This is a genomic window from Kineococcus siccus (assembly GCF_009906795.1).
Lineage (GTDB): Bacteria > Actinomycetota > Actinomycetes > Actinomycetales > Kineococcaceae > Kineococcus > Kineococcus siccus.
The window spans coordinates 33,297-59,622 of record NZ_JAAALN010000003.1; the positions used below are offsets into that span (position 1 = coordinate 33,297).

The following is a 26,326-nucleotide window of genomic DNA, read 5'->3' on the forward strand; positions in this document are numbered from 1 at the left end:
GGAAGGGCCACCGGAGCACTCCGGTCGCAGGGTCCGATGTTCGAGGAGGAACAGATGAGCACGGTGACGACGGAAGCGGCGGGCGACACGCAGCGTGGGTTCCGCCACGCCATGGCGCACCTCTCGGCCGCGGTGAACGTCCTGACCACCGAGGGCGAGGACGGACCACGGGGCATCACGGTCAGCGCCGTCTGCTCGGTCACCGACTCACCGCCGACGGTGCTGGTGTGCGTCAACCAGAGCAGTTCCTCGCACGAGGCCTTCCGCAGCAGCGAGCGCGTCGGCATCAACGTCCTCGGCGGCACGCAGACGGAGGTGGCGCGGGACTTCGCCGGGATGACCCGGCTGCCGATGGCCGACCGGTTCGCGGCGCACGACTGGACCCACGAGCACGGTGCCCCTCTGCTCGACGACGCCGTGGTCGCCGTCACGGGCACCGTGCGCGACACCGTGCAGCGCGGGACCCACACCGTCTTCTTCGTCGAGGTCGACCACGTCGAGGTCCGCCCCGAGGCGGACGGCCTGGTCTACTTCGGCCGGCAGTTCCACCGCCTCGGCACCGCGGAGCAGCTGCAGGTGGCCACGTGAGCACCGCGACTCCGGTTCACCGCCCCGACGCCGGACCGGGACGCGCGACGGGTGCCGTCGCCGCGGTCCGCGCGTCGTTGCAGGCGATCGAGGCGACCGAGGGCGACGTCCGCGCCTGGGTGTCCGTCGACGGTGAGGGTGCGCTGGGCGCCGCGGTGGCGCTCGACCGGATCGAGGCGTCGGCGCGGGGCCCCCTGCACGGGGTGCCGTTCGGGGTCAAGGACGTCATCGACCTCGCGGGGTCCGCCACGGGGTGCGGTTCGGTCCTGCGCCGCGGCCGGGTCGCCGAGCGCGACGCCTGGATCGTCTCCCGCCTGCGAGGGCTGGGCGCCGTGCCGCTCGGCAAGACCGTCACCACGGAGTTCGCGTACTTCTCGCCCGGACCCACGCGCAACCCCCGCGCCCTGGACCGCACGCCGGGCGGCTCCTCGAGCGGGTCCGCCGCCGCCGTGGCCGCGGGCCACGTCCCGCTGGCCCTGGGAAGCCAGACCGCGGGGTCGCTGACCCGGCCCGCCGCCTACTGCGGCGTCACGGGTTTCGTCACCCCGGTCGGGCGGGTCCCCACCGCCGGCGTCGTGGGGCTCAGTCCCACCCTGGACGCGCTGGGGGTGCTGACCCGCACCGTCACCGACCTCGTCCCGGTGCTCCAGGCGCTGGGACTCCTCGGCGAGGTCCCCGGGCCCGCGCGACCGGCCGCGGTGGCGCTCTGGAGCGGTGCGCCGGTGGCGGCGGTGGAACCCGGCATGGCCGCGGCCCTCGACCGTGCGGCGTCGGCGGTCGTCGACGGCGGCGGGCGCACCCGGCCGTTCCTGCCGGAGTCCGTGGTGGAGCGGGCGACCGAGCTGCACGAGGTCGTGATGGCCTTCGAGGCCGTGCGCCTGCGGGCGGCGGAGGCGGCGAGACCGGAGGCGCTCAGCGACGCGCTCAACGCGCTGTTCGAGCGGGGCCGGCGGATCACCGCGCAGCAGCACGCCGCGGCCCTCGCCGAGCGCGCCTCCCTCCGGGCCCGCGCCCTGGCCGGTCTGGGAACCTCCGACGCCGTCCTGGGGCCGGCCGCGACGGGGGTCGCGCCGGAGGGGACGTCGGCGACGGGGTCACCGGTGCTCAGCCGGGCCTGGCAGTACCTCGGGCTCCCCACCGTCACCGTCGCCGGGCTGCGCGACGCCGCGGGGTTGCCGCTCGGGGTGCAGCTCGTCGGGCACCCGTCGCGCGTCGGGCCGCTGCTGCAGGCGGCCGCCTGGCTGGAGGCCCGGCTCCCGTGACGCCGCCCACCGGGTCCCTCCCCACCGCGTCCACCGCCGGGAGCGGGCTGCGCACGGACGTCCGCGTGACGCGCGTCGACGCCGTCCCCTTCTCCATCCCGTACCGCAAGCCGCTGCGCTTCGCGAGCGGTGAGGTGCACGCCGCCGACCACGTCCTCGTCCGGGTGCACACCGACGCGGGGGTCGTCGGGATCGCCGAGGCCCCGCCGCGCCCGTTCACCTACGGCGAGACGCAGGCGTCGATCGTCGCGGTGGTCGACCAGCTCCTCGGACCCGCCCTCGTGGGGCGGTCGCTGCACGACCGCAACGCGCTCCGCGCCGCGATGCACCGCACCGTGGGCAACCCCACGGCCAAGGCGGCCGTCGACATGGCGGTGTGGGACGCGCTGGGCCGCTGCCTGGGGCTCACGGTCACGGCGATGCTCGGCGGGGGAGCCGGACGACCGCTGCGCGTGTGCCACATGCTCGGTTTCGACGACCCCGCGGTGATGGTGGCCGAGGCGGGCCGCATGCTCGCCGACCACGGCGTCGACACGTTCAAGGTCAAGGTGGGGCGTCGCCCGCTCGAGCTCGACGTCGCGGTGGTGCGCGCCCTGCGGGCCGAGTTCGGGCCGGGCATCGACCTCTACGTCGACGGCAACCGGGGATGGACCGCCTCGGAGTCCCTGCGCGCCCTGCGCCTCATGGAGGACCTCGACCTCTCCTTCGCGGAGGAGCTGTGCCCTGCCGACGACGTCCTGGACCGCCGGCGCCTGGTGCGCCGCAGCACGATCCCGGTGCTGGCCGACGAGAGCGCGACGACGCCCGCGGAGGTGACGCGGGAACTGCTGTCCGGGGCGGCCGACGCCGTCAGCATCAAGACGGCGCGCACGGGTTTCACGGTCTCGCGGGTGGTGCTCGACCTGTGCGACGGGCTGGGCGTCGAGGTGGTCGTCGGGAACCAGGTCGACGGCCAGCTGGGGACCAGCTGCTCCGCCGCCTTCGCCGCCGCCCATCCGCTGACGGCGGCCCGCGCCGCGGAACTCTCCAACTTCCTCGACATGTCCGACGACCTGCTCACGGAGTCGTTGCGCATCGAACAGGGGCACCTGGTCCTCCCCGTCGGACCAGGAGTCGGTGTGGTCGTCGACGAGGAGAAGCTGGAGCACTACCGACGAGACCGCTGAGACCCGACCGGGTCCGGTGAGGCAGAGGACGACGACGTCGAGAAGGGCACGAGACCATGACCAGCACGAGCACGGAGGCCACCGCGGAGGCCACGGCCGCCGCATCCGGGGCGAGCGCGACCGAGCGGTTCCAGCGCGACAAGCAGATCACGGCGACGGTGTCGCAGGAGCGGGTCAGCACCCTGGCCACCGACCTCCTGACGGCGGTGCACGACGTCGTCCGCCGGCACCGGGCGACCTACGAGGAGTACAACGCCCTGAAGGCGTGGCTCATCCGGGTGGGTGAGGACGGTGAGTGGCCGCTGTTCCTCGACGTGTGGGTCGAGCACGTCCTCGAGGAGGTCGTGAACAGCTCGCGCGAGGGGACCAAGGGCACGATCGAGGGTCCCTACTACGTCCCCCGCGCGCCGAGCCTCCCCGCCGACGCGGACCTGCCGCACCGCGAGGGCGAGCGCGGCACGCCCCTGCTGTTCCAGGGGCAGGTCCGCGACCTCGACGGACGGCCGGTCCCCGCCGCGACGATCGAGGTGTGGCACGCGGACGACGAGGGCTACTACTCGCAGTTCGCGCCCGGGATCCCCGAGTGGAACCTGCGCGCCTCGGTGGTCGCGGACGGCGACGGGACCTTCCGCATCCGCACCATCCAGCCGGCCCCGTACCAGATCCCCACCGACGGTGCGTGCGGCGCGCTGATCACGGCTGCCGGCTGGCACGCCTGGCGCCCCGCGCACCTGCACCTCAAGGTCTCCGCCCCCGGCTCCAGGACCATCACGACGCAGCTCTACTTCGCGGGCGGGCAGCACGTGGACGACGACATCGCTCAGGCGGTCAAGCCGGAACTCGTGCTCACACCGCAACCGGCCGCGGACGGCTCCGGCCACGAGGTCACCTACGACTTCGTCCTCGACCCGGCCTGAGGCCCAGGTGCTCGTCGCCGTCACCATGGACGTCTCGCTGCCGGCGGACCTCCCGGAGCCCGTCCGCAGCGAGCTCCTCGCGCGGGAGAAGGCCTACTCCCAGGAGCTGCAGCGGGCCGGCGTCTGGCTGCACCTGTGGCGCTGCGCCGGTCGGTACGCCAACCTCAGCGTCTTCGACGTGCGCGACAACGACCACCTGCACGAGGTGCTCTGGGGGCTCCCGCTGTTCGCGCACCTGACGATCTCGGTGACTCCGCTGGCCCGGCACCCGTCCGCGATCGGTTCGGAGGCATCGGTTCCGCGCCCCACCTGACCGGGGTCGCGGTGGGCCGGGGCGACCCGCGTGGCCCCTGCCCCTCTCCCGGGGAGAGGGGCAGCGGCCGCACGTCAGCCGACGGGAGTGGTGATCGCCTTCGGTGCCGCGACCGACTTCAGCCCCTCGACGCCGAACTCGAGGCCGTACCCGGAGGCCTTGACCCCGCCGAAGGGCGCGAACGGGTGCACCATCCCGTGCTGGTTGACCCACACGGTGCCGGCGTCCAGGCGGTCGACGACGGCGCGGGCTCCGGCCACGTCGGAGGTCCACACCGACGCACCGAGGCCGGCGTCGAGGCGGTTCGCGCTGGCGATGGCCTCCTCCACGTCGGAGTACCTGATGATGGGCAGCGCCGGGCCGAACTGCTCCTCGTCCACGAGCGCGGCCCCGTCCGCGATGTCCGCGACGAGGGTGATCGGGTAGAAGAGGTCCCCCAGCTCGGTCGCGGGTCGGCCGCCGGTGACGATGCGGGCGCCACGAGCCTTGGCGTCCTCGACGAGACGTTCCACGACCTCGAACTGCGCCCGGTTCTGCACCGGGCCGAGCAGGCTGTCCTCGTCGAGGCTCCTGCCCATCGGGACCTTCTCGGCGTAGGCGGCGAGGCCGTCGACGACGCGGTCGTACAGGGACTCGTGCACGTAGAGGCGCTTGAGCGCGGCGCAGGTCATCCCCGTGTTGAGGAAGGCTCCCCAGAAGAGACCCTCGACGATGCCGTCGGGTTCGGCGTCGGGGAGGACGATGCCGGCGTCGTTCCCGCCGAGCTCGAGGGTGAGCCGGGCGAGGTTCTTCGCCGAGCTCTCGACGATCCTGCGCCCCGTGGCGGTCGAGCCGGTGAACATGATCTTCGCGATGCCGGGGTGCGCGGTCAGCCGGGCCCCCACGTCCGGGCCACCCGCCACGGCCTGCAGCACGTCGGGAGGCAGGACGTCGTTCACCAGGGAGACCAGGGCCAGCACGCTGAGCGGGACGTACTCGGAGGGTTTCACCACGACGGCGTTGCCCATGCGCAGGGACGGCGCGATCTGCCACATGCCGATCATCAGCGGCCAGTTCCACGGGCCGATCGCGGCGACGACGCCGAGCGGCCGGTACACGAGTTCGGTCCGCTGGGACTCGTCCTCCACCACGACCTCGGGCTCGAGCGGGGTGGCCGCGGTCGCACGGAGCCAGGCGATGGTCCCGCCGACCTCGAAGCGCGCGCCCTGCCCGTTGAGGGGTTTGCCCTGTTCGCGCGCGAGCAGCTGTGCGAGGGCTTCGGCGTTGTCCTGCAGGTGGTCGGCCACCTGGTTCAGGACGCGGATGCGGCCCTCGTGGCCGAGGGCGTCCCAGGCCGGCTGTGCGGCGCGGGCCGTGCGCACGGCCGTCTCCAGGTCGTCCACCCCGTGCTCCGGCGCCTCGGCCAGCGCGTCGCCGGTGGCGGGTTCCCGCACCGGGCGCCCCGTCCCTCGGGGCGCGGCCACCCGGGCCAGGAGTTCCTCGTAGCTGAGCACCATCGTCTCCTCCGTCGTGCGGCCTCGGGGGCCGGTCCGATGAGTTCTACCTCCGCCGCCTCGGCCGTCGGCGCACACCTCTCGGCCGCGGGCGCACGTCCGGCGTCCGGCGGTCCGTGGGCGCGGCGTTCCGCGGCGAGGACGGAACACGGCTGGTTAGAGTCCGTCCCGTGGTGGAGGGACCGGGACTTCCGGGCCCCTCCCGAACCACGCCCGGCGACGGGAGCACTCATGGCAGCGGACGGACGGTTCCACGGGGTCACCGGCGCGGCGGGCCAGGACGAGCCCGTCGTCTACGTCGTGGACGACGACCGGGAACTGAGCGACTCGGTCGCGTGGCTGCTCGGTTCGCTGGACATCGACTCGCGCTGCTTCGGTGACCCGGAGGAGTTCCTGGGGGCGGTGCAGCCGCAGCAGTGGGGCTGTGTCGTCCTCGACGTCCGCATGCCGCGGATGAGCGGGTTCGACGTCCAGGAACGACTCGCCGAGCTGGACTCGTGCCTCTCGGTCGTCTTCGTCTCCGCGCACGGCGACATCCCGATGTCGGTGCGCGCTCTGCGGGCCGGGGCCGTGGAGTTCCTCGAGAAGCCCTACGACCCGCAGCACCTGCTGGACAGCATCCAGGTGGCGCTGCGGACCTCCCGCACCCGCCTCGAGCGGGCCACCGCGTCCGCACGGCTGCGGCACCGGCTCGCCCAGCTGAGCGAGCGGGAGATCGAGGTGCTCGACCTCGTCGTCGAGGGGCTGCCCAGCAAGAACGTCGCCACCCGGCTGGGGATCAGCGTCAAGACGGTCGACGTCCACCGCACGCGGATCCGCGAGAAGACGGGTGCGGTGAGCATCCCCGTCCTCGTCCGCGACATCCTCCTCAGCGGGGCACGCACCGTCGCCGAGCTGACGGGGAGGTGAGGGGCCGGTGACGGACCGCCGGCTGGGCGACGACGACCTGGCCCGCCTGGTGGGGGCGCTGCGCTACTGCGTCCTCGTCCACGACGCGCACACGAAGGACATCCTCTGGGCCAACGACGCCGCGTGCGATCTCCTCGGCTTCACCGTGGACGAGCTCCGGCCGCTGAAGGCCAACCACATGAGCTCCAACGCCAGGGAGTACCGCCGCGAGCTCGGCGTGGCGTGGCTGCAGCACGCCGTCGAGCGCGGCACGAGCTCGATCGAGTGGTGCTACCGCGCGAAGTCGGGCGTCGAGGTCCTCACCGAGGCCGTCGCCGTCCGGGTGGACCTGGCCGGCGGGCCCGTGGTCATGGTGCAGTTCCGGGACATCGCGGCGGAGAAGGCGGTGCAGGCCGACCTGACGCGCACGTCGTCACGCCTGGAGGTGTTCCTGCGCCACCTCGGCGAGGGGATCGTCGTCGTCGACGCCGACGCCACCGTGCTGTTCAGCAGCCAGTCCGCGACCCGGTTGCTGGGCGAGGAGGACCTCGTCGGTCGCCGGTTCACCGACTCCTGCGACGGACCGTCGGGTGAGCGGCTCCTGGACGCGCTGTCGCAGACCACGCCGGGCCAGCCGCTGCGTGCGGCGCGCTACCGCTGGCGGCGCGGTGACGGTCGATGGCGGTGGCTCGCCGGCACCTGTCAGTACATCGACCTCGAGGAGGACCTCCGCGGACACCTGCTGCTGCTGCACGACATCACCGACCGCGTCGAGACCGAGGACCGGCACTGGCGCGACACCCAGTACCTGCAGCACCTGGCCCGGTACACCGCGATGGGTGACATGGCCATGGCGATCGCCCACGAGGTGAGCCAGCCGATCACCGCGGCGGGCAACTTCGTGAGCGGGGTCCGCAGCCGGCTCCAGGACGTCGACGGCGGCACCGCCGACGTCGTCTTCGGCCTCGAGCACGCCGCACGGCAGATCGACCGGGCCAGCCGGATCCTCACGGCGCTGCGGCAGTACGTCGTCCGTCTCGAGCAGGCCGAGCGCGTCAACGACCTCAACGACATCGTGGCCGACGTCGAGTACTTCGTCAGCCTGCGAGCAGCCCAGCAGTCGGTCCACGTGGGCTGGGACCTCGCCGCCGACGCCCTGCCGGTGCTGTGCGAGAGCGTGCTGATCGGCCAGGTCATCACGAACCTCGCGTTCAACGCCATCGAGGAGCTGGCGCGGTGGGACGACCGCGAGCGGCGCCTCGACGTCTCGACCCGCCGCCGCGACGGTGTGGTGCAGGTGGTCGTCGCCGACAACGGCGGGGGCATCGCGCACCTCGACCCGGCCGGCCTGTTCGACGGCGCGTTCACGTCCAAGGAGAACGGTCACGGCATCGGTCTCGCGCTCACCCACCGGATCGTCACCCGGCACGGCGGCCGCATCGACGCGACGTCCAACGTGCCGCAGGGCACCGTGTTCGTCGTGGAGCTGCCCGCGGTCACCGGGGGGTGACGGGCGCGGCACCGCGGCCCGGGCCCGTGAGGCGGTACTCGCTGGGGGTGGTGCCGAAGGAGCGGTGGAACAGCCGCGTGAAGTGGGTCGGGTCGTTGAAGCCCCAGCGCCGCGCCACGGTGGCGATGCTCACCCCGCTCATCCGGCCGTCGGCCAGGTCCCGGCGGCAGGCCTCCAGGCGCCGCTCGCGGACCCAGGCCGAGACGCTCGTCCCCTCCGCGGCGAACAGGCCCTGGAGCTTCCGCGGTGACATGTAGTGGGCGGCGGCGATTCGGCCGGGGGAGAGGTCGGCGTCGCCCAGGTGCTGCTCCAGCCACCGCCGGACCTCAGCGGTGGGCGGTGCCCCCCGGCGGTCGTCCCCCGTCGCCTCGAGCAGGCAGGTCGCGATCAGGTCCAGCACCATCTGGTGCGTCCGCGACCCCACGGTCCCCCGCAGGTGCGCCGGCTCCTCCGCGACCCGGCGGAGGAACGGGACCGCGAGGCGACCGGAACCCACCTCGGACGTCAGGCGCGTCCCCGCGATCCGGGAGACCTGCGTCCCGGTCACGCCGAGCGCGGCGAGGGGGAACATCACGACGATGCTCCGGAAGCCGGCCCCGTTGTGCAGCTCGTACGGCTCGTCGACGTCGTAGACGCTGAACTGGCCGGCCTCGAGGACGGTCTCCTCGCCGGCCCGGCGCAGGACGCTGCGCCCCTCCACCTGCAGGGAGAGCTTGTGCAGCTGCGCCGCCGGGTCCCGCACGGCGTGGCGGCGGTGCACGACGTGCGAGGTGTCGGCGGTCAGGTCGCTCACGACGATGCCCCGGGCGCGCTGCACCCGGGCCCAGGCGTGGAAGGCGGAACCGGGGCCCGACACGTCGACGGGGACGAAGGCGTCCGAGGCCAGCCGCGACCACTGGTCGAGCGAGTCGACCCGCCCCTCGGACGTGCTCGCGTGCCCGACTCCCGTCGTCGTCATGCGGCCTCCATCGTGGTCTCCCGCTCATGGTGCCCGATGCGTCCGCGGACCGACAGCAGTTCCGTCCCCTCGCGTGCGCCGAACTGGTGCGTGCCCCGCCGAGTCGCCTGCGCGCCCGTCCTACCGGGTGGTGGTCCCCGGCTCCGAGGATGGGCCCGAGACTCGAGGAGGAGGCGACGTGGTGATGACGTTCGACGTGATCGTGGTGGGTGCCGGTTCCGCCGGTGCGGTGGTGGCGCGCCGGGTGCTGGACGCGGGGTTGAGCGTGCTCGTGCTGGAGGCCGGCGGCCGGGACGCGAACCCGGCGATCCACGACCCGGCGAGGGTGTTCGAGCTGTGGCACACCGACGAGGACTGGGACTACCGCACCGTGCCCCAGGCGGGCGCCGCGGGCCGTTCCCTGCACCTGCCCCGGGGGCGGGTGCTCGGGGGTTCCCACGCCCTGAACGGGATGATCAACGTCCGCGGGACGCGCCACGACTACGACCGCTGGGCCGCCGAGGGAGCTGCCGGCTGGTCCTGGGACGACGTGCTCCCCTTCTTCCGCAGGCTCGAGACGCACGACCGCGGGGCCAGCGAGGTGCACGGCGGCGAGGGGCCGGTGCACGTCTCGACCGGGTACCCGTTGTCCCCGGTCCACGCCGCCATCATCGACGGGGCGCAGGAGTGCGGCATCAAGCTGAACTCCGACCCCAACGGCGGGGACAACGAGGGCGTCTCGAAGATGGAGCTGACGCTGCGCGACGGTGCGCGGCTGACGTCCTGGACCGCCTACGTCGGCCCGGTGCTGGGGAACCGGCGACTGTCCGTCGCGACCGGTGCGCAGGTGCACCGGCTGGTGCTGGAGGGGGACCGCGTGGTCGGCGTGGACTACGTCGACGCGGGGGGAGTGGCCCGCCGGGCACGCGCGGAGCGGCAGGTCGTCCTCAGCGCCGGCGCGCTCGGCACCCCGGCCCTGCTGCTGCGCTCGGGCATCGGCCCGGCGCAGCAGCTGCGGGCGGCGGGTGTCGACGTGCGCCTCGACCTGCCCGGGGTCGGTGCGAACCTGCAGGACCACCTCCTGTGCCCCGTTCCCTACGGCGCCGACCGGGACGTGCCGCCGCCGGCCCCGGGCGTGCCCTGGGCGCAGTCGCACTGGTTCGCGAAGTCGGACCCGTCGCTGCCCGTGTGCGACACCCAGCCCATCAACTGGAACCTGCCGCTGTACCCGGAGGGGACCAGCGGGCCGGCGAACGGCTTCACGCTGATGGGTGGCCTGATCCAGCCCTTCTCCCGGGGTTCTCTCTCGCTCGCGCCGGACGGCGACGTCCTCGTGGACGTCGGCGCCCTGTCCGACGACCGCGACCTGCTCGCGCTGGAGTTCTCCGTGCGACAGGTCCGCGAGGTGGGCCGGTCGGCCGCCCTGGCGGCGTTCGGCGCCCGCGAGGTGCAGCCCGGCCCCCGAGGGGACGATCCCGCCGCGCTCCGCGAGCACGTGCGGCGCACGGTCGGCAGCTACCACCACCAGGTCGGCACCGCGAAGATGGGGGTCGACGCGGCGTCGGTCGTCGACCCCCGGCTGGCGCTGCACGGACTGTCGGGGCTGCGGGTCGTCGACGCGTCGGTCATGCCGACGATCCCGGCCGGCAACACCAACACGCCCACCATCATGATCGGGGAGCGGGGTGCCCACTTCCTGCTCCAGGAGGTGGGCTGAGGCCCCGAGCCGGGGGCACACCGGGGTCACCGGCCGACGGTCTCCTCCAGCCAGGTGAGCAGCGCCCGGCCGATGCCGTGGGGGTCGTCCTCCGAGGGCCAGTGGACGCCCCGCACGGCCACCTCCTGCTGGTTCCGCCAGGTCCGCAGGAGGTCGAGCCGGCGGCCGGCCGTCAGCGCACCCGGTTCGGCGCGCAGCAGCAGCTTGGGGACGTCGCTGTCGGCCATCCACCGGCTGTGCGCCTGCACGAGGGCGGCCGTCTCGGGCCTGCGCCCTCCCAGCGGGACCTCCCGCGCCCAGTCCAGCGGCGGACGGCGGTCCTCGCCCGGCCGGCGGTACGGCGCCCGGTAGACGTCCAGCTCCGTCTCGGACAGGCTGCGCAGCACGCCCATCCGGATGTTCTCCACGAACTGGTTGTCGCCGAGCTGGAACGCCTCACCCTCGTCCGAGTGCATGGTCCGGAACATCGGCCGGATCATCGGCGGCGTCCAGTCGTCCCACTCGAACGGGGGTGTCACCGCCTCGGTGTGGGCCACGCCCGCCACGGCCCCGGGGTGGTCCTTGGCCCACTCGAAGGCGAGGTTGGCCCCCCAGTCGTGTCCGACGAGGACGACGTCGCGCGTGACGCCGAGCGCGTCCAGCAACCGGCTCAGGTAGTCGTACTGCGTGCGGAACGAGTAGGCGCCGTCGAAGGAGTGCGGCAGCTTGTCGGACTCGCCGCTGCCGAGGAGGTCCACGGCGATCGCCCGCCCGGCCTGCGCGGCGTAGGGCAGCACGTTGCGCCAGAGGTAGGCCTGACCGACGTCGCCGTGCAGGAAGACGATCGGGCGGCCCTCGCCGAGGGTGACCGTGCTCATGCCGAGACCGTCGACCGTGGTCGTGCGACGCTCACCGGTCATGACCGGCGAGATGTCCTCGGGGGAGGGGCGCGGCGGGGCCAGGGCGATGTTGTCCCCCAGGACCGCGGGCGGGCTCATGGCGGTTCCGCCGGCGTTGACGTGCTCGAAGTAGTCGTACCAGCCGGACGCCGCGATCCCCGCCTGCAACCGCTCGAACAGCTCACGGTTCGGCAGGCGGTAGACCCCGAAGAAGTCGAAGTCCGCCCGCAGGTCGACGCTCGGGTCGTTGGGCCCCCACGCGATGACCTCGACCCCCGCGGCCGTCATGCTCGCGACCATGGGCGCGAGCCGCTCCGCGTACTCCTGCCGGGCGTCGACACCGGCGTCGCGCCAGGCGTCCTTGTACTTCCAGAGCTCGATGAAGATGTGCTGCACGGCTCGTCCTCGGGGTCGTCGGGGTGGTGGGCGGGAAGACCTCCGGCCGGTGGCCGGTCCGCGGTGGCCGGTCCGCGGTGGCTGTGTTCCAGCTCGCGGTCCGGCTGTTCCGGGCCCGCAGCCAGTGTTCCCCGGCGGCCGGGCCGGCCACCAGGTCGGGTCGTTGTCAGATCCGGACACCGCCGTGGGGCCCTCGCGCGTCGGCGGCCCTTGCCCCCCGCGTCGACGCGAGGCACCCTGACCCGCGTGGAACCTCCCGCGGCGAGCCCGCACGTGGTGGCCGTCGTCCTCTTCCAGGGCGTCGACGCCGTCGACGTGACCGGTCCCGCGGAGGTGTTCAGCACCGCCAACTGGCTGCTGCGGCAGCGTGGCCGGGAGCCGCGGTACGAGGTGCACCACCTCGCCGATCGAGCCGGGCCCGTCCGGACCGTCTCCGGGGTCCGCCTGTACGCCGACGAGACCTTCGACGGCTGGCGCCTCACCCCCGACACGCTCCTGGTCCCCGGGGGGATCCAGCTCACGGACGACGGCCCCGTGCCGGTGATCGACGCCACCGCCGTCGAGTGGATCCGCGAGGCGGGACGCGAGGCGCGCCGCATCGTCTCCATCTGCGCGGGAACGCACCTGACCGCGGCGGCGGGTCTGCTGCGCGGGCACCGCGCCACGACGCACTGGTCGACGGTCGACCGCCTGGCGGCGGAACAGCCGCTCGTCCAGGTGGAACGCGACCCGATCTTCGTCCGGTCGGGTCACGTGTGGACGAGTGCCGGCATGACCGCCTCGCTCGACCTGGCCCTCGCCCTCGTCGCCGAGGACCACGGGGCCGAGCTGTCCCTCGAGGTGGCGCGCATCATGGTGATGTACCTGCAGCGACCGGGTGGTCAGAGCCAGCTCAGCGTCCCCCTCGCGCGCAGCGGTGGCGGCCGGCGCGACCTGCGTGACCTGCGGAGCTGGATGGGGGAGAACCTCGACGGTGACCTGTCGGTGCCGGCCCTGGCGTCGCGGATGTCCTTGAGCGAGCGGCACTTCGCCCGGTTGTTCCTCGCCGACACGGGGATCACGCCGGCCGTGTTCGTGGAGCAGCTGCGGATCGAGGGAGCCCGGCGCATGGTCGAGCAGACGGACCTCCTGCCCCGCCAGATCGCGAGGTTCTGCGGCCTGGGGTCGGTCGAGACCCTGCACCGGGTCTTCCGCACCCACCTGGGCACGACGCCGGGGGAGTACCGACGGCGGTTCCGCCCCGCGCAGCAACGCCTCTGAGCCGCTGGGCGGGCGACGGTCGGCTGCGCCGTCGCGGACCGCCCGTCACCGTGACCCACGTCACCGCGATGGTTCCTTGCGGGGAACCACGGACGTGGTGGGACGGTGGCGCGAAACCGCCGCACACCGGGAGTCACGATGACGACGAGCACCTGCCCACCGATGAGCCCGATCGCCGCCACCGGCCGCGTGTCGGTGTGACCGTGACGGACGTGAGCGAGTTCCCCGAGACGCCCCTGGCGCGCACGGCCCACGAGTTCCTCGTGGGGGGCTCGGCGCAGACGCTGGTCAACCACAGCCTGCGCAGCTACCTGTTCGCGCGCCGCGTGGCCGACCTCCGCGGCCTGCGCCCGGACGTCGACTTCGACGACGAGGTGGTCTTCGTCAGCTGTGCGCTGCACGACGTCGGCCTGACCGAGGCCGGGAACGGTGATCAGCGGTTCGAGGTCGACGGAGCGGACCTCGCCGTGCGGGTGCTGCGCGACGCCGGCATGGCCGCCGACCGCACCTCGCTGGTGTGGGACGCGATCGCCCTGCACACGTCGGCCGGCATCGCGGACCGCAAGGCGCCGGAGATCGCCCTGTCGTTCTACGGCATCGCCCTGGACGTCTTCGGCCTCGGCGCCGAGCAGTTCCCCGGCGAGGTCCTCGCGGGTGTCCACGCGGGTCGCCCGCGCCTGCAGCTGGCGGACGAGCTGGCCCGGATGGTGGTCGACCAGACCGTGGACAAGCCGGCGAAGGCCCCGCCCCTGAGCTTCCCCTCCCTCCTCGTCGGCGAGGTGAGGGGCGCCGGGAGCGTGCCGGACTTCCGGGGGCTCGTCGCCGCCGGCCCGTGGGGTTCCTGACGAACCACGATACGGGCGTGGCCGGTGCCCCCCGCCGCTGAAGGCTTCACCAGCGCCCGTGCGGGAAACCCTCATGGCCGCAGACCGTTCCGCCCCCCTAGCGTCGAGCCAGCCGGTCGCGCCCGGTCCGTCCGTCGGACCGCACCGTCGGCGCCGACGACGAGGAGAGGACCAGCGATGGTCGAAGGACACGCCCAGGCCGACCTGGTCGTCACCGGCGCGGTCGTGCGCACGCTCGACGCGGACAACCCCTCGGCGCAGGCGTTCGCCGTCGCGGGCGGCGTGGTCCTCGCCGTCGGCGACGACCACGCCGTCCGCGCGCTGACCGGTCCGGGCACGCAGACCGTCGACCTGGGGGGCGCGGTCGTCCTGCCCGGCCTCGTCGACGTCCACAACCACCACGCCATCGCGGGCGAAGTGGACCTGCACCAGCTGAAGGTGTCCTCGACGGCGTCGGTCGAGGACGTCATCGCCGCCGTCGCCCGTCGTGCGGCTGACCTGCCGGACGGCGACTGGGTGGTCGGCGAGTCCTGGGGCGTGGCGATGATCGACCAGCTCTCCGACCGGACCGTGCTGGCCGCCCTGGACGAGGCTGCGGCGGGACACCCGGTGGTGCTGACCGACGACAGCCACCACAACAGGTGGGCGAACACCGCCGCGATGCGAGCGGGCGGTGTCCTGGACCTGACGGGTGACCCGCCGGGTGGGCACGTGGTCCGCGACGCCACCGGGGCGCCGACCGGTGTGCTGGTGGAGTCGGCGGGGGCGATGGTCTCCCGCGCCCACCGGTCCACCACGCACCGGAACACCGAGTACCACGCCCGGAACTCCGAACGCGGCATCGAGCTGTTGCACCGGTTCGGCATCGTCGCGTTCCAGGAGGCGGCGGCCTCGCTCGACACCATGGCCGGGCTGCACGCGCTCGACACCGAGGGGCGCCTCGCGGCGTGGGTGGTGAGTTCGATGCTCGTCAACGACCTGATCTTCGGCACCGAGGTCGTCGGGGAGCCGCTCATCTCGGCGGGCGAGCAGTTCCGCAGCGCGCACCACCGACCCGACTTCATCAAGATCTTCCTCGACGGCATCCCGCCCTCGCGGACCTCCGCGTTCCTGCAGCCCTACCTGCCCGACGAGGCCCACGGCGCCTGCTTCCACGGGGCCACCACGATGGACGCGGACGCGCTCGAGGCCTGGATCCGCCGCGCCGTCGAGCTGGGTCTCGGGGTCAAGGTGCACGGCATCGGCGACGCGTCGGTCCGCATGGTCCTGGACACGGCCGAACGCGTGCGCGCCGACCTCGGCGCCCTCCCGCCGATGCACGTCGCGCACGGCCAGTACGTGCACCCCGACGACGTCCCGCGCTTCGGGCAGCTGGGCGTGCACGCCGACATCTCCCCGCCGCTGTGGTTCCCCACCCCCCTCCTGCAGGCCCTGCGGGCGGTCCTGCCCCGGCCTGCCGCCGACCGCGTGCACCCCAACCGCGACCTGCTGGACTCCGGGGCGGTGCTGGCCGCCGGGTCCGACTGGCCCGTGACGGGAACTCCCGACCCGTGGCTCGGCATCGCCGGCCTGGTGACGCGGTCGGACCCGACCGGCCGGTTCCCGGGCGAGCTGTGGCCGGAGCAGGCCATCACCGTGAGCGAGGCGATCGCCGCCTACACGACGGGTGCGGCCACCGCCATGGGCCTGGCCGACGTCACCGGTCGCCTCACGCCGGGGATGTCCGCGGACTTCGTGGTGCTGGACCGGGACCCCTTCGCCGTACCGGCGCAGGAGCTGGGTTCCGTCACCACTCGGGAGACCTGGTTCGCCGGCACGAAGGTCTTCGAGGCCTGACCGTCCGGCCGCGAGGGCGGGCCGAGGAACTGCGGACCGGCCCGATCGGCCTCACGGACGGAGCACCGCGCTGCCCGCGGGGGAGGTGTCGAGGTTCTCCACCACGACGGCCAGGCCCTGCCCGACACCGATGCAGACCGCGGCCAGGCCCCAGCGCTGCCCCGTCGCCCGCAGCACCGCGGCGAGCGTCCCGAGCACCCGTCCACCCGAGGCCCCGAGCGGGTGCCCCAGCGCGATCGCCCCACCCCACTGGTTGACGATCCCCGGGTCGACCTCCCACGCGTCCAGGCACGCCAGCGACTGCACCGCGAACGCCTCGTTCAGCTCCACCGCGCCCACGTCGGACCAGCCGATCCCCGCCCGCACGAGGGCTCGTCGGGCGGCCTCCACGGGGGCGTAGCCGAAGAACTGCGGTTCCAGCGCCGAGAGTCCCCGCCCGGCGATCCGCGCCACCGGCGAGCGCCCGATCCGCCCGGCGGCCTCCGCCGAACCCAGCAGCAGTGCGGACGCCCCGTCCGACAGCGGGGAGGCGTTCCCGGCGGTGATGCTGCCCGCGGGGCGGAACGCCGGGATCAGCTGCGCCAGGAGCTCCGGCGTGGTGGTCGCCCGGATGCTCTCGTCGCGCAGCAGTTCCGTGCCGGGGACCACGGTGACCTGGTCGTCGTAGTGGCCTGCGGCCCAGGCGGCGTCGGCGCGCTGGTGCGAGAGCGCGGCGAAGACGTCCTGGCGTTCCCGGGTGATGCCGGAGCGCTCGGCGAGCTGCTCGTTGCCCTCGCCCAGCGAGACGGTCCACTCCGCGGGCATGCGGGGGTTCACCAGCCGCCAGCCCAGGGTGGTGGAGACGGCGGTCGTGTCCGCGGGCGGGAAGGCCCGCTCCGGCTTGGGCAGCACCCAGGGGGCCCGGCTCATGGACTCCACGCCCCCGGCGACCACCACGTCGCCGTCGCCGGTCTCGACGGCTCGCGCGGCGTCGACGACGGCCTGCAGGCCGGAACCGCACAGCCGGTTCACCGTGACGCCGGGCACCGTGACGGGGAACCCGGCCAGCAGGGCGGCCATCCGGGCGACGTCCCGGTTGTCCTCCCCGGCGCCGTTGGCGTTGCCGAGCACGACGTCGTCCACGGCCGCGGGGTCCAGGTCCGGTGACCGTTCCCGCAGCGTGGTCAGGACGTGCGCGGCCAGGTCGTCGGGCCGCACGCCGGAGAGTCCTCCGCCGTAGCGGCCGAACGGGGTTCGGACGAAGTCGTAGAGGTAGGCGGACGTCATGGAGTTCTCCCGTTCGCTGCGCCGGCGTGGGCCCTCCCGGGCACGTCGGGGTCCTGCTCCCGCGACGGCCGGCTCAGGCGCTGAAGAACGGGTCGTCGACCTCGAAGCGCCACCGGCCGTCGGTCCCGCGCCGGAGCACCTCGGTCGACGTCGTCACGACCGGGCTCCCGTCGGGCGTCATGCCGGTGAACGTGATGACGAAGGACGTCACGGCGAGGTCGCCGGCGATGTGGAAGGCCCGGGGTTCCATCGTGAGTCCGGCTCCTCGGGCGTGGGCCGCCTCGAAGGCGGCGCGGATCGCCGCACGGCCCTCGGCCCGCTCCCCCGGGGCCCAGACGAGGACGGCGTCCGGCCCGTACTGCTCGGCGATCGCGTCGAAGTCGCCGGCGGCGAAGTGACGCTCGAAGCTGCGGAACGCGTCCGCGAGGTCGTCGGGCCAGGTGGTCGTGGTGGTCGTGGTCACCGTCATGCACTCCTCGTCGGCACTGCAGGGTCCGGGTGGCGCGGCCTCGCGGCGGAGCGCCCTGACGCCGACGACGCTAGGTCCGGCCGGCGGGTGGGTTCCATGCGAGGTTCCCGAGCGCGCCTAGGGGAGTTCCTCAGGGAGCTCCCCGGCGATCCGCACCGCCACGCGGTCCGCGCGTGGCGCCGAGCGCCGGACCAGGACGCACGGACGACGTCAGCGGGCCGTCCCCGGTTCCGGCGGGACGTGGGGCGGCACCCGCCGCGGGCCGGCCGCGGCCGGGCGGGGACGGTCCTGGCGGTGCAGCCGGACGGCGATGACGGCGACGTCGTCCTCCGGGCGCTCCGGCAGCATCCGCTCGAGCAGGTCGTCGACGAGGGCGTCCAGGGTGCCGTCGCGCGCGGCCAGCTCCTCCAGGACGGCCTGCAACGTCGCCAGCCCCTCCGCCAGCGGCTGGTCGCGCCGCTCGACGAGGCCGTCGGTGTAGAGGACCACGGTGGACCCGCGGTCGACGACGACCTCGGCGTCCTTGCGCGCAGTGTCGGGCAGGACGCCGAGCAGGAGGTCGGCGTGCAGTCCGAGCAGGGGAGTCACGGCGCCGTCGGTGGCGATCACCATCGCCGGTGGGTGCCCGGCGTTCGACCAGCGCAGGCGCGTGACCCCGCGCGAGCGCTCGTCGAGGGTCTGCTCGAGGCGGGCGACGATGGCGGTGGCGGTGGTGTCGACCTGCAGGTTGGCCAGGGCCCGGTCGGTGTTGGCGAGGATCCGGGCGGGCGACGCGTCACCCAGGGCGCCCATGGAGCGCACGACGGTGCGGACCTGGCTCATCGCCGCGGCGGCCTGGTTGTCGTGACCGATGACGTCGCCGATCACGAGGACCGTCGCGCCGTCGGGCTGCATGAACGCGTCGTACCAGTCGCCCCCGACCTGCGCGGCCTCGGCAGCGGGGGCGTAGCGGACGACGATCTCGCCGTGGTCGGGTTCGGGCGGGGCGCTCAGCAGGGAGCGCTGCAGGGCGGCGGCCAGGTCGCGCTGCTGCCGGTAGAGCCGGGCCGAGTCGAGCGCGAGACCGGCGCGGTCGGCGACCTCGGCCGCGGTGGCCAGCTCCTGGGGGCTCAGCGGCGGCCGGTCGGGGCCGGTGAACAGGCTCATGAGCCCCACGGTGCGCCCGCGGCCGAGCAGCGGCAGGACGGCCGCCGAACCCGGCGCCAGCCGGGCGAGGGCCTCGTGTGCCCGCCCGCCCGGGGTCAGGGCCGCGGTGATGGCCCGGGTGGCGTCCGGGACGACGACCGGGCCCGGCTCGCGCAGCGCCCGCCAGAGGTCGGCGGTGCCGGTCAGCTCGCGCAGGCGGTGCTCCGCGTAGTCCGCCACCAGCGGGCGCAGCGCCGCGTCGCGGTGCCAGCTGCCCACGTCGCGCAGTCCGCGGCGCAGCAGGCCGGGCTGGTCCGCCGCGGTGCGGGCCCCGCCGCCGGCCCGCGCGGACACCGGGGCGCTGGCCAGCGCGTCGTCCTCGACCAGCGTGATGACGCACCAGTCCCCCAGGGCGGGGACGACCAGTTCGGCCAGCCGCGCCACGGCCTGCTCGGCGTCGAAGGTCTCGGCCATCTGCCGCGACGTGGAGGCCAGCAGCGCCAGGCGGGCGCTGGCGTCCTCGGCCGCCCGCTGGTCCGCCTTGCGCGCGCTGATGTCCAGGAAGTAGACCGACAGCCCGTCGGGCGAGGGCCAGGCCCGCACCTCGTACCAGCTGTCGAGCGGCGGGGGGTAGTAGGCCTCGAACGTCACGGCCCGGCCCGTGTCGACCGCCCGGTGGTACTCGGTGCCGAAGGTGGCCCCCACGGTGCCCGGGAAGACCGCCCAGAGGTTCTCGCCCAGCAGGGCGTCCCGGGGCTGCTGCAGCAGCCGTTCGGCCTCGGCGTTCACGTAGGTGAAGCGCCACCGGGTGTCCAGGGCGTAGAACGCGCTCGGCATCGACTCCAGCACCCGCGCGACGCGCACGTCGGCCTCGCGCTGGGCGGTGGTGTCGTAGGCCGCGCCCAGCAGGCGCACGGCGGCGCCGTCCTCACCCGCCAGCGTCTTGCCGCGTGCCTGCACCCAGCGGGTGGAGCCGTCCGGTCGCACGACCCGGTACTCGGCCTCGAAGTCACCGCAGGCGGCGATGCACTCGGCGATGACCTGACCGACCCGGGGGAGGTCCTCGGGGTGCAGGCGGGCGTTGAACGCCTCGATCGACCGGTCGAACGCCTCCGCGCCGGTCGCGCCGTCCGCGTCGCCGTCGCTGTAGCCGAAGAGCTCGATCAGGCGCTCGTCCCAGACCAGCTCACCCGTCACGAGGTCCCAGTCGAAGCTGCCGATGCCGCCCGCGGTGATCGACAGCTGCCAGCGCAGGCGTGCCGCCTCGTAGTCGACGTTCAGCGCCGACAGCTCCAGCTCGCTGACCGCGGCAGCAGCCAGGTCACCCAGCAGGGCGATGTCGGAGACGGACCACGTGCGCGGCGACGGGTCGAAGACGCACAGCGCCCCGACCACCTGCCCGTCCAGCCCGCTGAGCGGGACGCCCAGGTAGGAGGCGACCAGGCCGGACGCCACCGGCGCCAGGTCGGCCACGCGCGCGTCGGCGCTGGTGTCGGCGATGGCCAGCGGGGCGCCGGCCGCGGCGGTCTGCGTGCACAGCCACTGCGCCAGCGGCCCACCGTCCCGCTCGAGCGCGTCGGGCTGCCGCCCCGCGGCCCCGACCACGGTCTGCACGTCGCTCAGCAGCACGACCCGCCCGGACGAGGCGTTCAGCAGCCGGGCCGCCAGCGCGGCCAGGCGGTCCAGGCCGGGCACGGCCCCGCTCCCGGTGACCGGGACGGACCCTCGGGCGGTCCCGGCGAGGCCGGTGGACGGCTGCAGGCGGCGTGCCGCGGCCACCCGGGCCGGGTCCGCGGACAGGGACCGCGCGGCGATCGCCCCTGCCGTCTGGGGTGCGGCCGTCTGGGGTGCGGCGGTCACGGGTGTGGCCGTCTCGGGCCCGGTCGCCGCGCCGGCGTCGGACGCCGGGGAGTCGGCGGGTGGTGGGGACGAGCGGTCCAGCGGCACGTGCACTCTCCTGACGCCGTGATCGCCTGGCGTCCTGCCAGCGCCCTGGTGGGCGGTCCAGTATCCCTCGGCGTCGGCGTCGGCGTCGGCGTCGGCGGCTCGCGACGTCACCCCGTGGCGCTGAGCTCGACCCACACGGTCTTGCCCACGTCCTCCTCGCGGACGCCCCACGCGCTCGCGAGCCGGTCGACCACGGCGAGGCCGCGCCCCCCGAGGGCCTGCGGATCCGTGGCCGCGAGCACGGGCAGCCGCGAGTCGTCGTCGCGGACCTCCAGACGGACCCCCGTCGGGGTGGACGTCACCTCCAGCCGGGTCTGGCTGCGCCCGTGGGAGATGGCGTTGGTGACGACCTCGCTCACCAGGAGCGCGAGGGTGTCGCAGGCGTCGTCGCAGTGCGCCAGCCGGCAGCACGACTCGTGGACGAAGACGCGGGCCTCGCGGACGGCGGCGGGGTCGGCGTCCAGGACCAGGACCCTGCTCACGAGTCCGTCCTCGCCCCGGCCGGCGGGGTCCCGGACGTCCACGACGGTGACCACCTCCGCCTCCGCACCCGGCCCGAGCTCGGGCTGCGTGCCGCCGGGCACCGGTTCCCGCCACGGGTCGTGGTCGGCGCCGGCGGAGACGGCTGCGGCGGCGCGGGGGTCGAGCCGTTCCAGCGCCGGCGTGATCAGCGCGGCGACGGCGTCGAGCAGGTCCCGGTCCTGCCGGGTCCAGGCGCGGGGCCGGGCGCACGCCATCGACAGCGACCCGAGCAGGCGCCCGTGCGCCCGCAGCGGCACGGTGGCCGAGGCGTGCGCGTCGGCGGCGACCCGGAGCGCCTCGGCCGCGGGGACGCGGGCCACGGCGGCGAGGCCGTCGTCGAAGTGCGCCTCACCGGTGACGGCGGTGTGCACGAGCGGCGAGGGGACGTCCAGCGGCACGGTGCGCGCCACCTCGCGCACCGCGTCGGTGTCGGTGTCGGTGTCGCTGTCGGTGACGAGGAGGCGGACGTGGCGCCCGTCGGGTTCGCGCAGGCACAGGCCCGACCCCGAGGCGCCCAGCAGGCGAGCGCCCTGCCGGGCGACGGCGCGCAGGACGGCGCCCTCGTCCCGCGCCCGACCCGCGGAGCGCGCGAGCTCGACCAGGCCGGCCTGCTGGTCGGCCCAGCGCCGGGTGGCCTCCCGTGCCGCCTCGAGCTCGCGCCCGAGCGCGTGCAGCTCGTCCTCGGCCTGCCGCAGGTGGGCGCGGGCGTCGCGCAGGGCCGACGCGGGCCCCGGCTCGCCGGCGCTCGCGGTGGCGGGCTGCGGCTCCGGGTCGACGCGGCCGAGGACCTCGTCGGCCCGGTGCAGCACCCACGCGACCTGACCGGTCTCGTCGAGCAGGGGCAGGTGGACCGGGAGCCGCCACCGCCGCCGGTCCCCGCTGCCACCGGTCGCGACGGCGTACGACCGCAGCGGGAGCGCGTCCGGTCGGCCCGTCCGCCGCACCTTCCGCAGCGAGGCGTCGAGCTCGGCCGCTCCCGAGGCGCCGGGGTCGACGGGCACGACGTCGGCGAGGGGCCGCCCGACCAGGTCGGCGCGGTCGCGGTGGACCTCGCGCAGGTACGCGCGGTTGACGGCCACGACGACCCCGTCGAGGTCCAGCACCAGGGACGGCGTGCTGGTGATCTCGAAGACGCCCGCGACGTCGACGTCTGCACGTGCCACCGAGTCCTGCACCGGTCTCCTCGTCCTTGAGCCGTCCGAGATGTGCCCCCGGGTCCGTCGAGGAGTCGTCGCCGGGACGAGCACCTGCAGACACGAGAGCACACGGGGAGGTGGGTGTCGCGCCGGCGGATGGCGTCACCCCGGTCCCGTGCCGGAGCCCGGAGGTGCGCAGGGCTGACGGACTCCCGCGATGGCCGTCCACGCTTCCGCGAGAGGACTCCTCGGCGGGCACCGCTGCTCGGTGGACATCCGGCGGAGCGGTGGTGGTGGCTAGGGGACGATCCCGCTCGCGCGGGTGCGCTGACCTAGCGTCGCGGGCGTGCCCTTCACCCCGAGCCACGCGGCCGCGGTCCTGCCCCTGCTGCGGACGCCGCTGCCGGCGTCCGCGCTGGTCATCGGCAGCGTGAGCCCCGACCTGCCGTACTACCTGCCCGGTGCACCGGCGTGGCCGACCCACTCCGCGGTGGCGGTCGTGACCACGGACCTGGCGCTGGGCGTGCTGGCGTGGGTCCTGTGGCACGCGCTGGTCAGCGCAGCGGTCCTGCACCTCGCGCCGCGGCCGCTGCGCGCGCGCCTCGCGGGACGGGTCCGGGTCGGCCTGCGGTGCCGGGCCGGTGGGCTGTCGGCGCTCGCCCTGGTCGTCGTGGCGCTCGTGGTGGGCGCGGCGACCCACGTGGGGTGGGACGAGTTCACCCACGCGGGCCGCTGGGGGACCGGGAACGCCCCGGCGCTGAGCCGGACGTGGTTCGGGCTGGAGGGTTTCCGCTGGGCCCAGTACGGCAGCGGGGTGGGGGGCCTGGTGGTGCTGTCGGTCTGGTGCCGGCGGTGGTGGCACCGGGCCCCGGTCGTCCCGGTGCCCGGACGTCGCGGCGCAGCGGCCGTCTGGGGCGTCCTGGTCGGCGCGTCGACGGTGGCCGGACTCCTCGCGGCCGGGCAGACGAGCGGCGCCCGGGCCTGGGCCTTCGCCGGCGCGACCACCGGTGGGGCGGTGCTGCTGCTGGGGTTGACGTCGGTCGCGCTGGTGCTGCGGTTCACGGCGTCGGAGCGGCGCTGACGACCCGTGGTTCCACGGGGCGCATCGTCAGCCCCCGTCGTCGCTGCGGCCTCGGGCGAGGTCGGTGGGCCGGACCCGGAGCTTGGCGGCGACGCGGGCCAGGGCCCGGCCGTCGGCGGCGCTCACGTGGTCGAGCACGACGTCGCGGACGGCGCGCACGTGGGTCGGGGCCGCAGCCACGACCGTCGCGTACCCGGCCTCGGTCAGGGACGCCACGGTGAAGCGTCCGTCCTCGGGGTCGGGGGCTCGCGTCAGCCAGCCGCGCTGCTCGAAGCGCTTGGCCACGTTGGACAGCCGTGACAGCGATCCGTTGGCCAGGTAGGCGAGTTCGCTCATGCGGATGCGGTGGCCCGGCGCCTCGGACAGCTGGCTGAGCACGAGGTACTCGAACAGCGTCAGGCCCGCGTCCGCCTGCAGCGGTGCCTCGAGGCGGCCGGGCAGCAGCAGGATCAGCGAGACCAGTCCGGTCCACGCCTCCTTCTCCTCCGGCGTGAGCCACGGCGGCCCGTCCGCACCGGCACCCGACGTCATGGCGGCATCGTAGCGAGGGCGTGACCACTTCACGGTTGAAGTAGACCGTGCTAGGTTGAGTTCACGCATGAAGTCAACCAGAGGAGCGCGACCATGAGCAGGGCCACCTTCACCACCACGCCGGGCTACGGCCAGACCCTGTTCGACGCTCTCCACTACCGGCAGGCGGTCCGCGTCGGCGACCGGGTCGAGATCTCGGGGCAAGGCGGCTGGAGCAGCGAGCTGACCTTCCCGGTGCGGTTCCCGGCGTCCCTCGCAGACGAGATCGTGCAGGCGTTCGACAACGTCGAGCGGACCCTGGCGACCGCGGGGGCGAGCTGGACCGACGTCATCGCCGTCGACACGTTCCACGTGCCGACGGCCCGGGACACCATCGGCGACGACCACACCCGGGTCGTGGTGGAGCAGCTGCGCGAGCGGATGGGTGACCGCGCATCCGTCTGGACGCAGATCGGCGTAGCCGCGCTCGGTGCGCCCGGCATGCGCGTGGAGATCCGCGTGACCGCCCTGGTCGGCCAGGAGGACTGAGCCGGTCGCCCCGCCGGTCCAGGGGGAGACCCGGCAGGTGTGACGTGGATCACTCTCACAGTACCTTGTGGGAAACTAGGCCCCATAGGGAACCGTAGGGGCACCACCTCACCTCCAGGAGACATCGTGACCTCGAGTTCCAGCCCCCGCGCCATCGCCACCTCGCTGTACGTCGCCCTCGACGCCAACGACGTGGACACGCTCGACCAGCTCTTCGCGCCGAGCGTGGTCGACCACCAGCCCACCCCGGGAGCCGCCTCCGCCGTCGAGGGTCTCAAGGGCCTCGCCACGGCGCTCGCGGCCGGTTTCACCACCCCGGTCCACCACATCGACTACCAGGCCGAGACCGACGACGGCTGGGTCGTCACCCAGTGGACGATGACGGGGACCCACACCGGGCCGTGGTTCGGCACGCCGGCCAGTGGCCGCGACGTCTCGTTCGCCGGCACGGACATCGTCCGCATCGTCGACGGCCAGGTCACCGAGATCCGGCACGTCGAGCAGCTGCTGCAGCTCCAGGCGCAGATTTCGAGCTGACGCCGACGGGCCGACGGCCTGGGCCGGCGGTCGACCGGGCGCGGACGGTTTCCGGGGGACCCACCGGGAACTCCGCCTCAACCGTTGCACAAGGGCACCTGAGCCGGGGTGCGGACCTGACAGTCGTCGGGTCCGCGTCCCGGCTCTTCTGCGTCCAGCTCGTGCACGCCGGACCACCGCGCTGGCCGAGGGCTCCCCGCCCAGAGTTCCCCCGCGAGCCCGTCGTGACGACGGACGAGCGGGGTGGGACGCCGCTGCTGCGGACCGTCCCACCCCGCTCACCCGCACGTCGGGAGCTCAGACACCCATGGCGTGCAACCACTCCTGGACGGTGCGCGGGGAGATCCCCAGCAGTCGCTGCGCGGAGGAGTCCTCGCCGATGACGTCGCCGCTGCTGGTCTGACGGCTCGCGTAGAACTGCACGACCCCGGCCGCCGCCTGCTCGCCGAACAGGGGGGTGATCGACCGGCCGAACTCGTCGGGCGTCAGGCCCTCGTAGCGGACCTCACGACCCAGGTGCCGGGAGAACCCCGCGGCGAGGTCGTCGCCGAGCAGGGCCGGGAGGGCCCCGACGGCCACGACGCCCGTGACGGCGTGGTCGGTGAGCAGCGCGCGCACCACGTCGGCGACGTCCAGGTGCGAACTCCACGAGGCAGGGAAGTCCGCGCGCAGGGGGTACCGCAGCACGCCCTCCTCGCGGGCCGGGCCGACCACGACGGGCAGCAGCAGGTTCTCCAGGTACAGGCGCGGTTCGACGACGGCGAAGGACACCCCGCTGCGGTCCAGCGCCTGGACGAGCACGTCCGCCGCACCCCCCTCGCTGCCCGCGACGCCGGTCTGGGCGCCACTGGTGGAGAAGACCACGCGAGCGGGTTGCGCGGCGGCGATCGCCTCGCCGATGGTCCGGGCGAACCCGGCCACCTGCTGCGGCGCACCGAGAGGCAGGTGGACGAACACACCCTCCGCCCCCCGGTACGCGGCGACGAGGGAGTCCACGCTGTCGTAGTCGACGGCCACGGCCGGGGTTCCGCGGACCTGGGAGACGTCGCGGACCGCGGCCGTGGCGACGTGGCCGGCGGCGGTGAGGGCCGCCAGGACGGGGGCGCCCTGGGCGCCCGTTGCTCCGTGCACGATGAAGGTCATGCCTCATTAGTGCACGCGCTGCATCAGTTACGTCA

Annotated in this window: 23 protein-coding genes; 14 read left to right on the forward strand and 9 right to left on the reverse strand. The window is 74.4% G+C overall.

Annotation, left to right across the window (positions count from 1 at the left end; genetic code table 11):
• The first annotated feature begins 54 nt into the window (after positions 1-54).
• The 5 genes from GTR02_RS01050 to GTR02_RS01070 are packed head-to-tail and all read left to right on the forward strand — an operon-like array spanning position 55 to position 4,246.
• Positions 55-588, forward strand: a complete 534-nt coding sequence (locus GTR02_RS01050; protein ID WP_166605610.1) for a flavin reductase — start codon at positions 55-57, stop codon at positions 586-588.
• Positions 585-1,850 carry an amidase family protein gene (locus GTR02_RS01055; protein WP_166605611.1) on the forward strand — a complete coding sequence of 422 codons (1,266 nt, stop codon included), beginning with the start codon at positions 585-587 and terminating at the stop codon, positions 1,848-1,850. Before GTR02_RS01050 ends, GTR02_RS01055 begins: the two co-directional genes overlap by 4 nt.
• Before the next feature lie 47 nt (positions 1,851-1,897).
• Positions 1,898-3,016, forward strand: a complete 1,119-nt coding sequence (locus GTR02_RS01060; RefSeq protein ID WP_166605653.1) for a mandelate racemase/muconate lactonizing enzyme family protein — start codon at positions 1,898-1,900, stop codon at positions 3,014-3,016.
• Between the two features lie 56 nt (positions 3,017-3,072).
• Complete coding sequence (gene catA / locus GTR02_RS01065; RefSeq protein ID WP_166605612.1) at positions 3,073-3,933, forward strand: catechol 1,2-dioxygenase; 861 nt, start codon at positions 3,073-3,075, stop codon at positions 3,931-3,933.
• 7 nt (positions 3,934-3,940) lie between these two features.
• On the forward strand, positions 3,941-4,246 hold the full coding sequence (locus GTR02_RS01070; RefSeq protein WP_338073493.1) for a muconolactone Delta-isomerase: 306 nt from the start codon (positions 3,941-3,943) through the stop codon (positions 4,244-4,246).
• A gap of 74 nt (positions 4,247-4,320) precedes the next feature.
• Here GTR02_RS01070 and GTR02_RS01075 read toward each other — a convergent pair whose 3' ends face one another.
• Positions 4,321-5,742 (reverse strand): aldehyde dehydrogenase family protein, encoded by a 1,422-nt coding sequence (locus GTR02_RS01075; RefSeq protein ID WP_205708402.1) that lies wholly within the window; start codon positions 5,740-5,742, stop codon positions 4,321-4,323.
• A 228-nt stretch (positions 5,743-5,970) separates the two neighbouring features.
• Between GTR02_RS01075 and GTR02_RS01080 the strand changes: the two genes are divergently transcribed.
• Positions 5,971-6,648 (forward strand): response regulator transcription factor, encoded by a 678-nt coding sequence (locus GTR02_RS01080; RefSeq protein ID WP_166605614.1) that lies wholly within the window; start codon positions 5,971-5,973, stop codon positions 6,646-6,648.
• 7 nt (positions 6,649-6,655) lie between these two features.
• Positions 6,656-8,137 carry an ATP-binding protein gene (locus tag GTR02_RS01085; protein ID WP_205708403.1) on the forward strand — a complete coding sequence of 494 codons (1,482 nt, stop codon included), beginning with the start codon at positions 6,656-6,658 and terminating at the stop codon, positions 8,135-8,137.
• Here GTR02_RS01085 and GTR02_RS01090 read toward each other — a convergent pair.
• Complete coding sequence (locus GTR02_RS01090; protein WP_166605615.1) at positions 8,124-9,095, reverse strand: AraC-like ligand-binding domain-containing protein; 972 nt, start codon at positions 9,093-9,095, stop codon at positions 8,124-8,126. The genes GTR02_RS01085 and GTR02_RS01090 overlap by 14 nt on opposite strands.
• A 184-nt stretch (positions 9,096-9,279) precedes the next feature.
• Between GTR02_RS01090 and GTR02_RS01095 the strand changes: the two genes are divergently transcribed.
• On the forward strand, positions 9,280-10,791 hold the full coding sequence (locus GTR02_RS01095) for a GMC family oxidoreductase (protein ID WP_166605656.1): 1,512 nt from the start codon (positions 9,280-9,282) through the stop codon (positions 10,789-10,791).
• A 26-nt stretch (positions 10,792-10,817) separates the two neighbouring features.
• On the opposite strand, the gene GTR02_RS01100 is transcribed toward GTR02_RS01095, so the two are convergent.
• A complete protein-coding gene (locus GTR02_RS01100; protein WP_166605616.1) occupies positions 10,818-12,065 on the reverse strand; it encodes a haloalkane dehalogenase in 1,248 nt (415 codons plus the stop codon).
• A gap of 246 nt (positions 12,066-12,311) precedes the next feature.
• On the opposite strand from GTR02_RS01100, the gene GTR02_RS01105 reads away from it, so the two are divergent.
• From GTR02_RS01105 to GTR02_RS01115, 3 genes are all read left to right on the forward strand, one after another.
• The gene (locus GTR02_RS01105; protein WP_166605617.1) at positions 12,312-13,325 is read left to right on the forward strand and encodes a DJ-1/PfpI family protein; all 1,014 of its coding nucleotides are present in this window, start codon (positions 12,312-12,314) and stop codon (positions 13,323-13,325) included.
• Positions 13,326-13,537: 212 nt separating this feature from the next.
• Complete coding sequence (locus GTR02_RS01110; RefSeq protein WP_166605618.1) at positions 13,538-14,170, forward strand: HD domain-containing protein; 633 nt, start codon at positions 13,538-13,540, stop codon at positions 14,168-14,170.
• 177 nt (positions 14,171-14,347) lie between these two features.
• Positions 14,348-16,006 (forward strand): amidohydrolase, encoded by a 1,659-nt coding sequence (locus GTR02_RS01115; protein ID WP_166605619.1) that lies wholly within the window; start codon positions 14,348-14,350, stop codon positions 16,004-16,006.
• 51 nt (positions 16,007-16,057) lie between these two features.
• On the opposite strand, the gene GTR02_RS01120 is transcribed toward GTR02_RS01115, so the two are convergent.
• The 4 genes from GTR02_RS01120 to GTR02_RS01135 all read right to left on the reverse strand — a co-directional run bounded on the left by GTR02_RS01120 (position 16,058) and on the right by GTR02_RS01135 (position 22,498).
• Positions 16,058-17,272: a thiolase family protein gene (locus GTR02_RS01120; RefSeq protein ID WP_166605620.1), complete on the reverse strand. Its 1,215-nt coding sequence runs from the start codon at positions 17,270-17,272 to the stop codon at positions 16,058-16,060.
• Positions 17,273-17,345: 73 nt separating this feature from the next.
• Positions 17,346-17,741, reverse strand: a complete 396-nt coding sequence (locus tag GTR02_RS01125) for a YybH family protein (protein ID WP_205708404.1) — start codon at positions 17,739-17,741, stop codon at positions 17,346-17,348.
• Between the two features lie 210 nt (positions 17,742-17,951).
• A complete protein-coding gene (locus GTR02_RS01130; protein ID WP_338073494.1) occupies positions 17,952-20,813 on the reverse strand; it encodes a SpoIIE family protein phosphatase in 2,862 nt (953 codons plus the stop codon).
• A 107-nt stretch (positions 20,814-20,920) separates the two neighbouring features.
• On the reverse strand, positions 20,921-22,498 hold the full coding sequence (locus GTR02_RS01135) for an ATP-binding protein (protein WP_166605622.1): 1,578 nt from the start codon (positions 22,496-22,498) through the stop codon (positions 20,921-20,923).
• Positions 22,499-22,817: 319 nt separating this feature from the next.
• On the opposite strand from GTR02_RS01135, the gene GTR02_RS01140 reads away from it, so the two are divergent.
• Entirely contained in the window at positions 22,818-23,552 is a 735-nt protein-coding gene (locus GTR02_RS01140; RefSeq protein WP_166605623.1) for a DUF4184 family protein, read from the forward strand.
• Positions 23,553-23,579: 27 nt separating this feature from the next.
• Here the strand turns inward: GTR02_RS01140 and GTR02_RS01145 are convergent, their stop codons facing one another.
• Positions 23,580-24,083 (reverse strand): MarR family winged helix-turn-helix transcriptional regulator, encoded by a 504-nt coding sequence (locus GTR02_RS01145; RefSeq protein ID WP_166605624.1) that lies wholly within the window; start codon positions 24,081-24,083, stop codon positions 23,580-23,582.
• Between the two features lie 93 nt (positions 24,084-24,176).
• Here GTR02_RS01145 and GTR02_RS01150 point away from each other — a divergent pair, with 93 nt between their 5' ends.
• Both GTR02_RS01150 and GTR02_RS01155 read left to right on the forward strand, forming a co-directional pair.
• Positions 24,177-24,611, forward strand: coding sequence for a Rid family hydrolase (locus GTR02_RS01150; RefSeq protein ID WP_166605625.1), 435 nt, complete (start codon positions 24,177-24,179; stop codon positions 24,609-24,611).
• A 126-nt stretch (positions 24,612-24,737) separates the two neighbouring features.
• Positions 24,738-25,148: an ester cyclase gene (locus GTR02_RS01155; RefSeq protein WP_166605626.1), complete on the forward strand. Its 411-nt coding sequence runs from the start codon at positions 24,738-24,740 to the stop codon at positions 25,146-25,148.
• A 297-nt stretch (positions 25,149-25,445) separates the two neighbouring features.
• Here GTR02_RS01155 and GTR02_RS01160 read toward each other — a convergent pair whose 3' ends face one another.
• Entirely contained in the window at positions 25,446-26,291 is an 846-nt protein-coding gene (locus GTR02_RS01160) for an NmrA family NAD(P)-binding protein (protein WP_166605627.1), read from the reverse strand.
• Positions 26,292-26,326: the final 35 nt, after the last annotated feature.